At 46.1% G+C, this 14754-nt stretch carries 17 protein-coding genes; 12 read left to right on the forward strand and 5 right to left on the reverse strand.

Annotated features, from left to right (window positions below; translation table 11 throughout):
• Window positions 1-472: 472 nt before the first annotated feature.
• Complete coding sequence (locus tag FEF09_RS34060; protein ID WP_261387888.1) at window positions 473-814, forward strand: alanine racemase; 342 nt, start codon at window positions 473-475, stop codon at window positions 812-814.
• Window positions 815-980: 166 nt separating this feature from the next.
• On the opposite strand, the gene FEF09_RS32305 is transcribed toward FEF09_RS34060, so the two are convergent.
• Window positions 981-1352 (reverse strand): glutamine amidotransferase-related protein, encoded by a 372-nt coding sequence (locus FEF09_RS32305; RefSeq protein WP_222597247.1) that lies wholly within the window; start codon window positions 1350-1352, stop codon window positions 981-983.
• Between the two features lie 3 nt (window positions 1353-1355).
• Complete coding sequence (locus tag FEF09_RS32310; protein WP_222597248.1) at window positions 1356-1616, reverse strand: hypothetical protein; 261 nt, start codon at window positions 1614-1616, stop codon at window positions 1356-1358.
• A gap of 150 nt (window positions 1617-1766) precedes the next feature.
• Between FEF09_RS32310 and FEF09_RS28965 the strand changes: the two genes are divergently transcribed.
• From FEF09_RS28965 to FEF09_RS28995, 7 genes are all read left to right on the forward strand, one after another.
• Window positions 1767-2639 (forward strand): AraC family transcriptional regulator, encoded by an 873-nt coding sequence (locus FEF09_RS28965; protein ID WP_222597249.1) that lies wholly within the window; start codon window positions 1767-1769, stop codon window positions 2637-2639.
• Between the two features lie 123 nt (window positions 2640-2762).
• Window positions 2763-3413 (forward strand): NAD(P)-dependent oxidoreductase, encoded by a 651-nt coding sequence (locus FEF09_RS28970; protein ID WP_146308309.1) that lies wholly within the window; start codon window positions 2763-2765, stop codon window positions 3411-3413.
• Window positions 3414-3582: 169 nt separating this feature from the next.
• Entirely contained in the window at window positions 3583-4719 is a 1137-nt protein-coding gene (locus FEF09_RS28975; protein ID WP_146308310.1) for an efflux RND transporter periplasmic adaptor subunit, read from the forward strand.
• A 22-nt stretch (window positions 4720-4741) separates the two neighbouring features.
• The gene (locus tag FEF09_RS28980; protein ID WP_146308311.1) at window positions 4742-7921 is read left to right on the forward strand and encodes an efflux RND transporter permease subunit; all 3180 of its coding nucleotides are present in this window, start codon (window positions 4742-4744) and stop codon (window positions 7919-7921) included.
• Between the two features lie 9 nt (window positions 7922-7930).
• On the forward strand, window positions 7931-9337 hold the full coding sequence (locus FEF09_RS28985; protein ID WP_146308312.1) for an efflux transporter outer membrane subunit: 1407 nt from the start codon (window positions 7931-7933) through the stop codon (window positions 9335-9337).
• A gap of 124 nt (window positions 9338-9461) precedes the next feature.
• Window positions 9462-10562, forward strand: a complete 1101-nt coding sequence (locus FEF09_RS28990) for a sensor histidine kinase (protein WP_146308313.1) — start codon at window positions 9462-9464, stop codon at window positions 10560-10562.
• An 11-nt stretch (window positions 10563-10573) separates the two neighbouring features.
• Window positions 10574-11332 carry a LytR/AlgR family response regulator transcription factor gene (locus tag FEF09_RS28995; RefSeq protein ID WP_146308314.1) on the forward strand — a complete coding sequence of 253 codons (759 nt, stop codon included), beginning with the start codon at window positions 10574-10576 and terminating at the stop codon, window positions 11330-11332.
• Between the two features lie 8 nt (window positions 11333-11340).
• On the opposite strand, the gene FEF09_RS29000 is transcribed toward FEF09_RS28995, so the two are convergent.
• Both FEF09_RS29000 and FEF09_RS29005 read right to left on the reverse strand, forming a co-directional pair.
• The gene (locus FEF09_RS29000; RefSeq protein WP_186774605.1) at window positions 11341-11700 is read right to left on the reverse strand and encodes a hypothetical protein; all 360 of its coding nucleotides are present in this window, start codon (window positions 11698-11700) and stop codon (window positions 11341-11343) included.
• Window positions 11654-11944 carry a hypothetical protein gene (locus FEF09_RS29005; protein WP_146308316.1) on the reverse strand — a complete coding sequence of 97 codons (291 nt, stop codon included), beginning with the start codon at window positions 11942-11944 and terminating at the stop codon, window positions 11654-11656. Before FEF09_RS29005 ends, FEF09_RS29000 begins: the two co-directional genes overlap by 47 nt.
• A gap of 348 nt (window positions 11945-12292) precedes the next feature.
• On the opposite strand from FEF09_RS29005, the gene FEF09_RS29010 reads away from it, so the two are divergent.
• Window positions 12293-12670 carry a VOC family protein gene (locus tag FEF09_RS29010; protein WP_146308317.1) on the forward strand — a complete coding sequence of 126 codons (378 nt, stop codon included), beginning with the start codon at window positions 12293-12295 and terminating at the stop codon, window positions 12668-12670.
• Between the two features lie 1133 nt (window positions 12671-13803).
• Here the strand turns inward: FEF09_RS29010 and FEF09_RS34065 are convergent.
• Window positions 13804-13929 carry a hypothetical protein gene (locus FEF09_RS34065; RefSeq protein WP_261387887.1) on the reverse strand — a complete coding sequence of 42 codons (126 nt, stop codon included), beginning with the start codon at window positions 13927-13929 and terminating at the stop codon, window positions 13804-13806.
• Window positions 13930-13967: 38 nt separating this feature from the next.
• Here FEF09_RS34065 and FEF09_RS35170 point away from each other — a divergent pair, with 38 nt between their 5' ends.
• From FEF09_RS35170 to FEF09_RS32315, 3 genes are all read left to right on the forward strand, one after another.
• Window positions 13968-14120, forward strand: coding sequence for a serine hydrolase (locus FEF09_RS35170; RefSeq protein ID WP_409994899.1), 153 nt, complete (start codon window positions 13968-13970; stop codon window positions 14118-14120).
• A 17-nt stretch (window positions 14121-14137) separates the two neighbouring features.
• Window positions 14138-14446 (forward strand): hypothetical protein, encoded by a 309-nt coding sequence (locus tag FEF09_RS29030; protein WP_146308320.1) that lies wholly within the window; start codon window positions 14138-14140, stop codon window positions 14444-14446.
• Window positions 14447-14546: 100 nt separating this feature from the next.
• Window positions 14547-14754: hypothetical protein (locus FEF09_RS32315; RefSeq protein WP_222597250.1), on the forward strand; the 208-nt coding region annotated here is incomplete at its 3' end.

Genomic DNA, 14754 nt, shown 5'->3' on the forward strand with positions numbered 1-14754 from the left:
ATTAATCAGAATACCAACCTTTCAGGAAAATAATTTTAAATCTTCAGACTCTCTGGACCATCCATAAATCTCCAACCTGGACAGCCAGTACTTTCCTGCGCAGTTTACTTTTGATCTTTGATTCAAAAGTAAACTGCCATGAAGAAACATCATCAAATCATCTCCGCGCCGTTCACAATCGTATCAGACTCGCCTGTGAAACAATCCGGAAGGCATCCCGCAGATGTCCGCCTTTTACTCGCTACTAAAACAGTTCCGGCTGAATACGCCGCATCGCTATAGAAACTGGTGAACACCTGATAGGAGAAAATAAAGTACAGGAGTTCCGCGTAAACACGAAGCACTGGCTGACCTTCCGTTGAAAGACACTTTATCGGACACCTGCAACATAACAAAGTAAAAGACGTGCTGAATATGTGTCCTGTATACAATCCTCGACAGGCTCTCCATCGCGCAGGAACTGGATAAACGTCTGCAGCAGGAGGGAAGAAGCCTTGACGTTTTCATTCAGGTGAATACCTCTTATGAAGAAAGTAAATTTGGTCTTCAGCCTGCTGATGTAGCTGGCTTTATCAAACAACTCAGCACACTGGATACACTAAAGATAAAAGGTCTTATGACCATCGGTCTCCTTGATGTAGATAGAAAAATGCGACCGTCTTTGACATTACTCCGCCAGACCAGAGACCAGCTTATCACAGCCGGTGTGGAAAACAGTCATGACTTTAAATTATCAATGGGTATGTCTCAGGATCTGGAAATGGCCATCGCAGAAGGATCTGATATGTTCGTGTGGGTATGCTATCTTTGGTAACAGGGTAGTCGGGAAGGAGATCTGGAATGAAAGTGAGGCAGAAAAATAAACAGCCGGAACAAGGCCGGCTGTCGTGAGAAGAACTATTGTTGATTGGTATATACACCTGCTAACGCATCCAGAAATAGGAATAATTGCTTATTCATCTCTGCATAATCATAACGCCTTAAGGTATCCGCGTCCTGTACGAAGAGATGCCGGCCATATTCAGCAGCTCTTCTCCGGAATGTCTGATCAGCAATTCTATCAGTGCGGGATTAAATTCCATGTGACACTGTAAGCCATATACGAGATCCGTATATTCCACTATCTGTCGCGGACAACCATCGCTATATGCCAGTACTTTACTGTCAGCCGTCAAGCCCGGCATATCATTGTGCCAATGTCCCACTTCACGGGCTTCCGCCATATGGGTAAACTTGCTGCTACGTTTACCTGCTGCTGTCAGCTGAATAGGAAAGACTCCGATTTCTTTCTGCGGGCTTTGCTCAACATCGGCGCCCAATGCCTGCCCGATTAACTGAGCACCCGACAACACCCACTACTGCTTTACTGCATTGATACAATCCCTGATCAATGCCATCTCAGCTTCCGCATCAAAATAAGGACACTCTAATGTAGTTGTATGTGGGCTTTGCGGTCCGCCCATTACTATCAACAGATCAATTCTGTCTGTTGTGACAGGCAAAGCTTCTCCGGCATATACACAGGAATAAGCGATCGAATGCCCTCTGTTCTTTGCCCAGTCTATAAAAGCCCCCGGCCCTTCAAATACTTCATGGATGACAAAATGTATATGCATGTTGTTGATATTTCAGATAAGCGATCTGCAAAACTAACCAGCGACGCATCAACCTTGCTGGTACAGATCATACAAAAAGGGCTGGTCCAGCCAGCTCCCTTACTTGTTATATCCCTAAAACAACCGAGATTGCCCTTACAATAGCGCCGCATGAGTCGTCACGTCAACACAGATATTGCCAGTTACCAGTTCAAAGAAGGATTACCAGTGGAGTTTGAACTGATCTCCCTCGGAGATCTTTATCAGAAGAATAAAATAGTTCTGACAACCCCGCACCGCGCATCCTTCTATCACATCCTCTGGTATAAGAAAGGTGGATTTGATCATATGGTGGATTTTGAACCGGTGCCTGTTGAGGATAATATGCTGCTCTTTCTGAATAAAGATATCGTTCACTTTTATGACAATGATGCAGACGTAAAAGGTAAAGGCATTCTTTTTACGGACGCTTTCTTTGGTTCTACCGAAGCCGATGTCCGCCTTCTAAAGGAATCTATCCTCTTTAATGATCTGTTTGGGGTGTCCGCCATCAGACTCCCTGCTGATCCTTCTGTCTTTACTTCCATGTTTGCGCTGATGGAAGCCGAAGCAAAAAAAGCTGCAGATCCCTATCAGGGAAAGATCCTCAAAAACCTCCTGCACAACTTTCTCTTACATGCCGAAAGAGAAAGACGTACGCAGGATTTTAAAGAGATAAAAAAAGGCCCTGATCTGGATTATATACTACTATTCCGTGATCTGCTGGAAACACACTTCCGGGTACACAAACAGGTGAGTTTTTATGCGGGAGAACTCAGCGTAACAGAGAAACGTCTTAATCAGGCCACTTCCCGGATATTGGGCAAGACTTCCAAACAGATGATCGATGACCGTATCCTGCTGGAAGCAAAAAGACTACTCGTACATTCAACAGATACAATCAAGGAGATCGCTTATCAACTGGGATTTCTCGAACCGACTAATTCATCAAGTACTTCCGCAAACACAGTCACCATACCCCTGTTGAGTTCAGGGAAAAGCTGACCGGCTAATAAGTCACCTGCCTCTGCTGTTTATGTCTGGTCAGAAAAGTATCATCGAAAGGCTTAAATTTACCTTTCCCAAATGCCGGAGTATCAGGACCTTTGTATTACAAAAAACTTAGCAATGGCAAATATCATATTAATCGGAGCCAGTGGATTTGTAGGCTCAGCTATATTGAATGAAGCCCTCTCAAGAGGCCATCAGGTGAAAGCAGTGGTGCGCCACCCCGAAAAAGTAACTGTGAAGAATGATAAACTGGAAGTAGTAGCAGCAGATGTACAGAACGCCGCCGCACTGACAGATATTATCAAAGGGGCAGATGCAGTAATCAGTTCCTACAATCCGGGCTGGGCAAACCCTGATATTTACAATGATACTTTAAACGGTTATAAGGCCATCATCGGTGCCGTAAAGAATGCCGGCGTACAACGTCTGCTGGTAGTAGGCGGAGCCGGTTCCCTTTTTGTGAAACCGGGTGTAACCGTTATAGATACAGGTGTATTGCCTGAAGCAATTATGCCGGGTGTAAAAGGCCTCGCTGAAGTATATCACAATCAGTTAAAAGCTGAAACATCGCTGGATTGGGTATTCTTCTCTCCGGCAGGTAATATTGCTCCCGGTCAGCGTACGGCTAATTACAGATTAGGTAAAGACGATCTGATCACTGATGCAAAAGGCGAAAGCAATATATCTGTGGAAGATTACGCAGTAGCAATGATCAATGAACTGGAAACGCCGGCACACCATAGAACCCGTTTCACCATAGGATACTAGTCAATTCAATTAAGAATTATACGAAAGAGCATTTCTATTATTGAAATGCTCTTTTTTGTTTTCCGGTTCATCCCCTTTTTTTCCACTTCATTCACTTCATCCCCTGCCACCCCCTATATCCCCCCGACCTTCGCTCCGGCAACCTGAAAAAACTGCCTTAATCAAGAACATGAGTAACAATAGAATGCCGGCACTACTGGCCTCTTTCATGACATGGATCGTCCTGAATGCCTGTCAGTCCGGTAAAGCAAATGAAGGCGCAGCTCAATCAATGCCCGTTCCCGAATTGCCGGTATTGACACTCGATACCACAACGGCGCTCACCTCCCGCGAATATGCCGCTACTATGGAAGGAAGGGAAAATGTAGACGTACGCACACAAGTAGAAGGATATCTCGAAAAAGTGTATGTAGAAGAAGGAAGTTTCGTGACAGCAGGTCAGCCACTGTTTAAGATCAACGACAGACCATATCAGGCACAACTGGAAAGAGACCAGGCCTCTCTGCGTGCGATGCAGTCCGCAGAAGCAAATGCCGCATTAGAAGTGGAGAAAATGAAACCGCTGGCGGAGAATAAAGTGGTGTCTGATATACAACTGAAGACTGCACAGACCAATCTGCAGACCGCCAGTGCCAACGCTGCACAGGCCAAAGCTGCTGTTGCAGCTGCACAGGTAAATATGGGTTTTACACTTATTAAAGCACCTGTAAGCGGGTATATCGGCAGAATACCTAAAAGGGTAGGGAATCTGGTGAATAGCTCAGATGCGGCCCCTTTGACCACCTTATCTGATATCAGTAAGATCTATGCTTACTTCTCCATGAGTGAGAATGATTTCATCCGCTTCAGCAAAGGTGCTGCCGGGTCTACTTTACAACAACAGCTACTGCGTATGCGTCCGGTGACTTTAGTATTATCTAACGGAGATGATTTCTCTGAGAAAGGTCGTATTGAAATGGTCGATGGACAGTTTAACAAAACAACCGCTGCTATCAGCCTCCGTGCCACCTTCCCTAATCCCGCCAGTGTACTGAGATCGGGTAATACGGGTAAGGTGCGTATAGAGCAACTCAACACCGGTGTTGTACTGGTACCTCAATCTGCTACCATGGAAATGCAGGATAAATTGTTTGTATACCAGCTGACTGACAGCAATACAGTGAAAAGACAAGCTATCGTTACCGCCGGTACCAGTAAAGATCATTTCATTGTGACAGACGGTGTGAAAACAGGAGACAGGATCGTAATCGCAGGTATGGAAACTATCACGGAAGGTGCTGTGATCAAACCTGCTGCAAAGAAATAACAAGCCATAAGCCTAATCATCTATGCTTAATAAAATTATTCAACGACCCGTACTGGCTACAGTATTGTCGGTCATCCTCGTAATATTAGGACTGGTAGGACTGAGCCGTCTGCCGGTAACACAGTTCCCCGATATCGCGCCGCCCAGCGTAGTGGTAACTGCTACCTTTCCGGGTGGTAACGCCGCTACCGTATTACGTTCTGTAGTAACGCCTATCGAGGAAGCAGTGAACGGTGTGGAAAACATGACGTATATACAATCTACTGCCAGTAATGACGGTACAGCTACCATTTCTGTATTCTTCAAACTGGATACTGATCCTGATCAGGCAGCGGTAAACGTACAGAATCGTGTGGCTCAGGTGACCAGTCAGCTGCCGGCAGAGGTTGTACAGGCGGGTGTTGCTACTACCAAACAACAGAATGGTATGATCATGGTACTCGATCTGTTCAGTGAAGACAAGGCCACTTATAATGAGACCTTCCTGCAGAACTATACAAAGATCAATGTGGTGCCCGAATTGAAACGTATTCCGGGAGTGGGACAGGTACAGATCTTTGGCGCCAAAGACTATTCCATGCGTATCTGGCTGGACCCTGCGCAACTGTCTGCACATAACGTGACTTCCACTGAAGTGCTCAACGCTATTCAGGACCAGAGTCTGGAAGCAGCACCGGGTAAGTTCGGTGAAGGCAGTCACGAACCTTTGTCATACGTGATCAATTATACCGGTAAATTCAATAAACAGGAGCAGTTTGAAAACATCGTTGTCCGCGCCGGTACAGACGGTTCTGTGCTGTATCTGAAAGACCTGGCCCGTATTGAATTAGGCGCTGCCAACTATACCACCGACAACAAACTGAATGGAAAAGACGCTGTAACTATGGCGGTATTCCAGACCAACGGTTCCAACGCCAATGCGATTCAGCTGGCGGTGGAAGAGGTGATGCAAAAGGCTTCCGCCAGCTTCCCGAAAGGTATTAAGTACCATGTTACCATGAGTACCAAAGAGCAGCTGGATGTCTCTATCGAACAGGTAAAACATACCCTGATAGAGGCCTTCATACTGGTATTCGTGATTGTGTTCATTTTCTTACAGGATTTCCGCTCCACCCTTATACCGGCTATCGCGGTACCGGTATCGCTGGTGGGTACTTTTTTCTTTTTGCAGATGCTGGGCTTCTCCATTAACATGCTCACGCTCTTTGCACTTGTACTGGCCATCGGTATCGTGGTGGATGATGCCATCGTCGTCGTGGAGGCAGTGCATGGTAAAATGGAACGTTCACACCTGAATCCCCGTGCAGCTACTGTTTCTGCCTTGAGTGAGATATCGGGTGCCATTGTATCCATTACACTTGTGATGACGGCCGTATTCCTGCCAGTCGGCTTTATGGAAGGTCCTACAGGCGTATTCTATCGTCAGTTTGCCTTTACACTGGCCATCGCGATCCTGATCTCCGCATTCAACGCGCTTACGCTGAGTCCTGCATTGTGTGCGCTTATTCTGAAGAACAATCATACCAATGGTCATCAGGAAAAGAAAGGTTTCGGAAAGCGTTTCTTTGCTGCCTTTAATACGGGTTTCAATGCGGTAACGAATAAATATACGCGTGGCGTAAAATCATTGGTTCGCTTTAAATGGATCGGACTGACTGGGCTTGCAGTCATCACGGGTGTTTCCGTATGGCTGATGAATACCACGCCGAAAGGCTTTATCCCAAATGAAGACGCCAGTTTTGTCGCGATGTCTCTTTCCCTGCCTGCAGGTGCTGGTCTGGATCGTACTACCGATGTGCTCAAACGTGCGGATAGTCTCTTACGTACTATTCCGGCAGTAGAATCGGCGACAACTATCTCCGGATTCAATCTGCTGAGTAACAGTTCAAGCCCTGCTTATGCATTAGGCTTTATGAAACTGAAACCTATTCAGGAACGTGGAGAGATTCAGGATATTAACATGCTGGTAGGTGTCATTAACGAGAAACTGGCCAGTATCAAGGAAGGTACTTTCAACATCTTTACTTTCCCGACAGTACCGGGCTTCGGTACTTTCAATGGTCTGGAACTGATGTTGCAGGATCGTACCGGCGGATCAGTGGATAAATTTAGTGAAACCGCCAATAAGTTTATCGGAGAAATGATGCAGCAACCGGAGATTGCGGTGGCATTCACTATGTTCCGTTCCGACTTCCCGCAATACCAGCTGGAAGTGGATGCCGTAAAGGCAAAACAGCTGGGCGTAAGCATCAGCGATCTGCTGAGCAATCTGCAGACCAACTATGGTAGTCGTCAGGCATCCGATTTTAATCTCTTCGGGAAATATTACCGTGTGATGGTACAGGCCAGTCCGGAGACCCGCAGTGCTCCTGAAAGTCTGGAAGGGATGTACGTAAAGAATGATCAGGGAGCAATGGTACCGGTCAATAGTATCATCAAACTGAAAAGAGTATACGGTCCGGAAACAATGAACCGTTACAATCTCTATAATTCTATTGCTGTGAATGCGATCCCTAAACCCGGTTACAGTACCGGTGATGCGATCAATGCTGTAGAGAAACTGGCGGCTTCCAGACTACCGGCCGGTTATAGTTTCGAGTGGACTGGCTTGAGCCGGGAAGAGAAACTCTCCGGTAATCAGATGGTCATCATCTTCGCATTGGCGCTGGTTTTCGTATACTTCCTGCTGGCTGCTCAATATGAAAGCTATATTCTTCCACTGGCGGTACTTTTGTCTATTCCGACCGGTATCCTTGGGGTGTTTCTTGCTATCCGTGCAGTCGGTATTGACAATAACATCTACGTACAGGTGGGATTGGTCATGCTGATCGGTCTCCTTGCGAAGAATGCGATTCTGATCGTCGAGTTTGCCGTGCAACGCAGAAAGGCGGGTAAGACACTGGTAGCTGCCGCTATAGAAGCTGCTAAACTGAGGTTACGACCTATTATCATGACCTCCTTGGCATTTGTGGCGGGTCTCTTGCCGCTGATGACCGTAAAGGGCCCCTCCGCAGAAGGTAACCACTCCATCAGTATCAGTACTGCAGGAGGTATGCTGACAGGCGTTATACTGGGTGTATTTATTATTCCGGTGCTCTTTGTGGTATTCCAGTATCTGCAGGAGAAGGTATCCCGTAAACCGCCTGCAGATCATTCAGCAGATCAGGTGAAGTTATTGCACCATACTCAAATGCAACACTAATCGTCAACAATGAACAAGTATTTATATATCATAGGTTTTGCGGGTATCGCTACAATAGCCTCCTGTAAAGTAGGGAAGGAGTTTGCAAGACCTTCAGTAGATATGCCGGCACAGTTCCGCGGACAGGCATCTGCTGATACCAACAGTATTGCAGCGCTGCCCGTACAGTCTTTCATCAGGGACACCGCCTTGCTGAGATTGATCGACAGTGCTGTCGCAAAGAATTTTGATGTGCAGGTAGCACTGAAGAACATCGAATCAGCTGGTGCATCTCTTAAATCTGCCCGTCTGGGCAGACTGCCGGACCTGAACCTATCCGTTCAGGGTACGCGCAACTGGCCCTCTAAAAATAGCTTGAATGGCTCGCTGTCAGAACAATTTATTGGCACCCGTTACATGGATGACTATAACGCGGGTCTCAACCTGAGCTGGGAAGTAGTAGCCTGGGGAAAGATCAGCCGTTTGAAAGAAGCCGCGCTGGCTACCTATCTGCAATCTACGGAAGCTTCAAGAGCAGTAAGGACAAGGGTGATCAGCGATGTGGCACAGGCATATTATAATCTTCTGATGCTGGATACACAAAAAGAAGTTGCTTACAGGAACATGCTGCTGACCGATAGTACACTGCGTATCGTAAAGCTGCAATACCGTTCGGGTATGGCCACCAACCTCGCTGTTGAGCAGATTGAAGCCCAGCTCCGGGTAGCGCTGGCATTAATGCCGCAGATAGAACAGCAGATTGCTCTTCAGGAGAACGCCCTGAAAACACTGACAGGCGAGATGCCGGGTAGTATCGTCAGAAACAGACTACAGGACCTTGCAGCAGATACCGCCCTTTCCGCCGGTGTACCGGCTGACCTGCTGTCTCGCAGACCAGATGTCCGTGCCGCAGAAATGGCCGTAAAAGTAGCCAACGCACGTGCAGGCGTGGCAGAAGCAGCCATGTACCCTGCTCTTAACATTACTGCCGGCGTGGGCGTGAATTCATTTAAGATCGATAACTGGTTAAATATTCCGGGCAGCCTTTTTGAAACAGTAGGCGGCAGCATCACACAACCTGTATTCAGACGCAGGCAATTAAGAACAGAATGGGAAACAGCTAAAATCGAATGGGAGAAGAGCGCAATTGAGTTTAGGCGCTCGGTAACAACGGCTGTACAGGAGGTGAGTGATGCGCTGGCAAAAATGGACAAGCTGAAAGAGCAGTACACTTTTACACAGCAACGTGTTGATAGATTGGAAATTGCTACGCACGATGCCAGCCTGCTGTTTCAAAACGGTATGGCCAATTATCTTGAAGTGATCACGGCACAAAGCAATGCCCTGCAAAGTGAACTGGATCTGGCAGCAGTAAAACGCGACCAGCTCAATGCTACAATCGACCTCTACCGCGCACTTGGAGGTGGATGGAAATAGCAGGCTTGTGCTGAAAATGGCTATCTTACCATTGGGAATCAACAATCGGGAATTAAGAATGAGGGCTTATCAACAGCTTTTATGCTTAATTCCTGATCCTGATGCTTAATTTCAAACGAACTAAATGGCAGGCACCAAAACAGACAAGGACAAATTCTTCAACAAATACTACCGGGCATTCGTCATCCCGCTCGGATTCCTGCTATACGTATTTGTGTCATACGTGATCAATCCGTTTAGCAGGTATTGGGAATACGTGTCCCGCCTCTCTGCATTCCGGCAGTTGATAGAACTCTTCATCGCGTTGATCATCTCATGGGTGATAGCGGAAATAAGTCTGGCTACTGCCCGCTGGATGGACCGATGGTTACAGTGGGAAGAACAACCCCTGAAACGTAGTATCATTCAGACAGTCGTGGTACTGTTAGCGGTCGTTATTGTATTGAACATATTCGACTACACACTGTTTAAGCTTTGTCCGCCCCCAGAGGAAGTGAAAGACAATTTTGACAAAGTGGACGCATGGCAGTTCTTCGTAGTGTGTAGCCTTGTATCTATCTTAATCAGTGCTGTGCATACAGGAAACTATTTTTTAAAACGCTGGAAAAACTCCATGCTGGAAGCCGCTCAGTTACAACTGGATGCTGCCCAGTTAAAAGAAACCGCTATGCAGGCCCAGCTGCAGTCGCTTAAATTGCAACTGGATCCGCACTTTCTTTTCAATAACTTCAGTACGCTTTCTGCGTTAATAGAAGAAGATCCGGCGCTGGCTACCTCTTTTCTGGAAAAGCTTTCCAGAGTGTATCGCTATATGATTGCAAACCTGAACAGTGATGTGATCAGCCTCAGTCAGGAACTGAACTTTATTGCCTCCTATATATTTCTGATTGATATCCGGCATGGCAGCAATGTTAATATCAATGTGAAGGTATCTGATGCTAACAAAGACAAAGGCATTCCACCCATCACCTTACAATTGCTGATCGAAAATGCGATCAAACACAATATCGCATCTGCACAACAACCATTACATATCACCATCTACGATGAAGGAGATGATCTGATCGTTAAAAATAATATTCAGCTGATACAACACACGCTGCCATCCACAGGACTCGGACTCGAAAATATCCGGAAACGTTATGCGTTGCTCTTTGAAAAAGAAGTGGAGATCGATGATACAAAGTCTGCATTTCTGGTACGCCTGCCTTTGGTTGATTTTTAAAAAGTTTATTTATGAGGGTCGTCATTATAGAAGATGAAAAACCAAATATCACACGTCTGAAGAAAATGTTGACAGATGTCAACCCTGACATTGAAGTCATCGCCGTACTTGATACCATCACAGAAAGTGTGGCATGGTTTGAAGGGCATCCACACCCGGATGTGGTACTGATGGATATCCGTATTTCCGACGGACTGAGCTTCGATATCTTCCCTAAAGTAAAATTATCCTGCCCGGTGATCTTTGTTACCGCTTATGATGAATACGCCGTACGTGCTTTTAAAGTGAATAGTCTTGATTATCTGCTCAAGCCTGTAGAAAGAGATGATCTGGAACAGGCTCTGAATAAAGTAAAAGTGGTAAAACAGGCACCCGATACGGAAGATCTTATGAAACACCTGCTGGACCTGCTTAGTAAAAAGGAAGTGACCTACAGAACACGTTTTATGATTCCATTCCGCGATGAATACAGGACCATCCACGTGACAGATATAGATTTCATCTACTACAGTCCGGCTGGTACTCATCTTGTATTGAAAGATCGTACACAATTGCCTGTAGGCCTCACACTGGAGGAGCTGGAAGAGCAGCTGGATCCGCAGGTATTCTTCCGCGTCAACCGGCAGCATATTATTCATGCCGACAGTATTGATAAAATACAAACCTATTCTACCAGTAAACTCCGGGTGGTTTTGAAACGTGATCCGGAGAGGGAGATTCTTATCAGCAGAGAGAAGGTGCCGTTGTTTAAACAATGGCTGGACAGGTAATGAGGATTTTAGTTACCATACATTTGTTCCCATTCCTCACGGGTATATATCAGCAGTTCCTTCTTTTCAAAGTTCCATACGTTCACATAATGTGCGGATATCACATAATGCTGTTTCCAGAAAGGATCTATACTATACATCATTAATGTACAGATATCCGTGGCTGTTATAAACTGATCCTGTTCATCTATATGAGAATGGGCGCCTCCGGTAAAGGTAGTATCCAGCATATTTCCTTTGGCGAATTTCATTGTATTAATATGTTTGTGCAACTGCTTCCGGTCTGTTATCTGATGCTTTGCATTATAGGTAAGCAGGTAATCATTTCCCAGCATCATAGTACCGCCATCCCTTGGTTTGGTCAGCATGTACACCCGTCTTATTGCCCGCAATAAGCGGTATCAGATGGTATTCTACATTGGAATAGTAGCTGAAGATCGTATCTGTGTGCATCGCCGTCTCCGTCAGTTTACGCAATGTATACAGTTCTTTTTCTGTGGGAGACAGTTCCCGCTCTGCCATTGAACTCACCACCGTTTCAGAAGATAATTGTTTATCGAGGATAAAGGTGCCGATAACGCGGGGTTCGCGCCGGAAGAATAAAAGACACAACGTGTGGAGTCGTTTTTTGTGTAAGTAATATAGCCACCTACAAATGACTGATCTTTATAGGTGGTGCCCCAGAAGATCTGTGCGCTTATCAGGGCGGCCATTTCGTTTCTGTATAGTAAGGTTCCTTCTGTTACTATCTCTTTTTTACTATTTCAAGCCGTTGGCGTTCGGTCAGTGGTTTTCTGGTCTGGGCAGCCGCACTAAAGCCGGATAGCAGGATAGCAAACAATATTGTTTTTTTACCATGTACTGCAATTACTATTCAAATATCCCAAAAAAAATTGTGTGGCCCGCACAAATGCCACGAAACAATCCTACTTTCGGGTAACAATTACAATCCGTACAACCATGGCAAATACTGAGCACCCCACCCTGGGCCACGGAAAGATCTGTTATATTGAAATGCCAGCTACTGATGTGAGTGCTTCGGCTGCCTTTTATGAGAAAACATTCGGATGGACAATCAGAACGAGAGGAGATGGATCTGTCGCCTTTGATGACGGCGTAATGGAAGTCAGCGGTACTTTTATTACCGGACTTCCACCACATACGGGTGAAGGTCTTACTATTCATATCATGGTTGATAATATGGACCGCATATTGGAGAAAATCACAGCCAATGGAGGTGTCATTACCGTTGGCGTCGGTGCACATCCGGGTGAGCTTACGGCAAAATTCCGTGACCCCGGTGGCAATATCATGAGTGTGTACGAGCAGAGAGGCTAAGCCAACATCATTCGTTTCTATCATTCGTCATTATGTACCAATTATGGTGCATCCTTTCTATTGCCAACAACATATCCCCTTCCACTATTTATCCCGGCATGTTTTTAGTCCGCCGATATACGGCATGATACAGTACCGCACGTTGCCGTACTCTATCTGTCTGTATATTTCATCACCCTAAAAAGAATATGTCATGAGCGTTGTTCGCACAGAAAGCAGGAGTCAGCATTTGCGGCATTAGGTACTGCTATCGGAGTAGGGCTGTTGGCTGGGCTTGCAGGAACTGCAGCCATTACGGTTTCACAGATGATAGAAATGAAAATAACTAAACGGCAACCCAGTAAAACACCCGTGGAGGCTGCTTCAAAGGTATTGGATGTGGACGCTGTTTCTGAGGAAAAGAGCAGAAGGTTTCTCAGGAAATACACTGGGCGTATGGTACCAGCTGGGGCGTTGCCAGAGGTTTACTTGGGCTCACCGGCCTGAAGGGAGGACTGCTACACTCGCACATTTTGCCAGTATATGGGGTGCATCGCTTGTGATGTTACCCGGATTAAAGTAGCGCCGCCTGTTCTGAAGAAGACCCTAAAACATTGGTATTGACGTATTGCATCACGCCGTCTACGCTATTGCCGCTGGATTGGTGTACGATGCAATTGAAAAACCCAGATAAAGTGTGAGGTTGTACCGGTTACCCCGGTACAACCTTTTTAATCTAGTGTTTTTTCTGCTGACCGGGAGCATACGGTCTGGCCGATTTTGACCCGTGATCTTCTTTGCCTGCCCCGGTTGGTAATCCATGCGGATTCCCTGCGGAGCCGCCTTGTATGTACAGGCGTTCATGGCTACGGTCAGCCATAGACAACATAACAGTGTAAGCAATCTGACAATCTTTTAGTGCGCATATAAGTGGGTTTAAACTTCCTTTGTTATTCGCAGGCAAAATATAGCGCCAGATGCAGTTTTGTCTAAAAATCAGCCTGTTACGTGCAAACTATTATCCGCTTGATTGTCTTTTTTAGTAGTAAGCATCCCTGATATGAAATCTATTGCTAAAGGCCATCTGTGGCATATATCTTTATTCTTCCTTCTTTCCCTGTCGGGAATTGTCTATCCGTCTTATGCACAAAAGTTTACCACACCTGAAGGTAAGTGATCTCTTTCCGGGAAATGGATAGCTTTCTTGTCAGCCGGATGATACTCTCGGAATGCCCGGACTGTCCATCGCCTTTATCAATAACGGAAAGGTTGTCTATCATAAGGCAATAGGTGTTACCAATATGGATACGCGTACGCCGTGGACGATCAATCTATTTTTGAAGCCGCTTCTCTCTCCAAACCTCTTTTTGCCTTCTTTGTGATGAAGTCCGTAGAAGAAGGCCTGCTGGATCTCGACAAGCCTTTGTATAGATATCTGTCTTTCCCCGAGCTTGAGTACGACCGGCGCTAAAATGGGTCACCGCCAGAATGGTATTAGATCATACGACCGGTTTTCCCAACTGGCGTTGGTTTGATCCTATCGATACCTCTCTGCATCGAAGATCAAAGAGGGATATTACATCAAAGCGAATCCGGGTACTTTGGCTATTCAGGAGAAGGATATCATTATCTGGCGAAAGTAATAGCACACATACACGGTCTTCCCTGAAGAACCTCGATTCTCTTTTTCAGGTGCAGATAGCAGCTCCTTTGGGAATGGAACATGCGTGGTTCTCGTGGAATGACTTTCTGAAAACGCACAAAGTGTCTGGTCATAAAGGGGGAAAAGTATCATGAAGAAATGGCCGGTTTCTTTTCCGGATGAGGATTCTTCCACATTTGGCTCCGCTGGTAAATTACATACAGAGGCTATTAGTTATGCCGTTTTCTGACTGGTATGATGCAGCACAAGGTCCTGACTGCTGAGAGCTATAATGAGCTATTGAAGAAGCAGGTCAGCGTGCCCCGGAAACACGAGTTTAACGCCAATGAGGAACCGGTGCGTGGGATTGGGTATCGGTATCCAGAAGACAAGAACAGCAACCGCTATGTGCATGGAGGTAATAACGGCGACTTCAGTCAGGCTGTGTCTTTTATATGCAGCC

Origin of the sequence: Chitinophaga pinensis (assembly GCF_007896845.1) — a bacterium.
Taxonomy (GTDB): Bacteria; Bacteroidota; Bacteroidia; order Chitinophagales; family Chitinophagaceae; genus Chitinophaga; species Chitinophaga pinensis_C.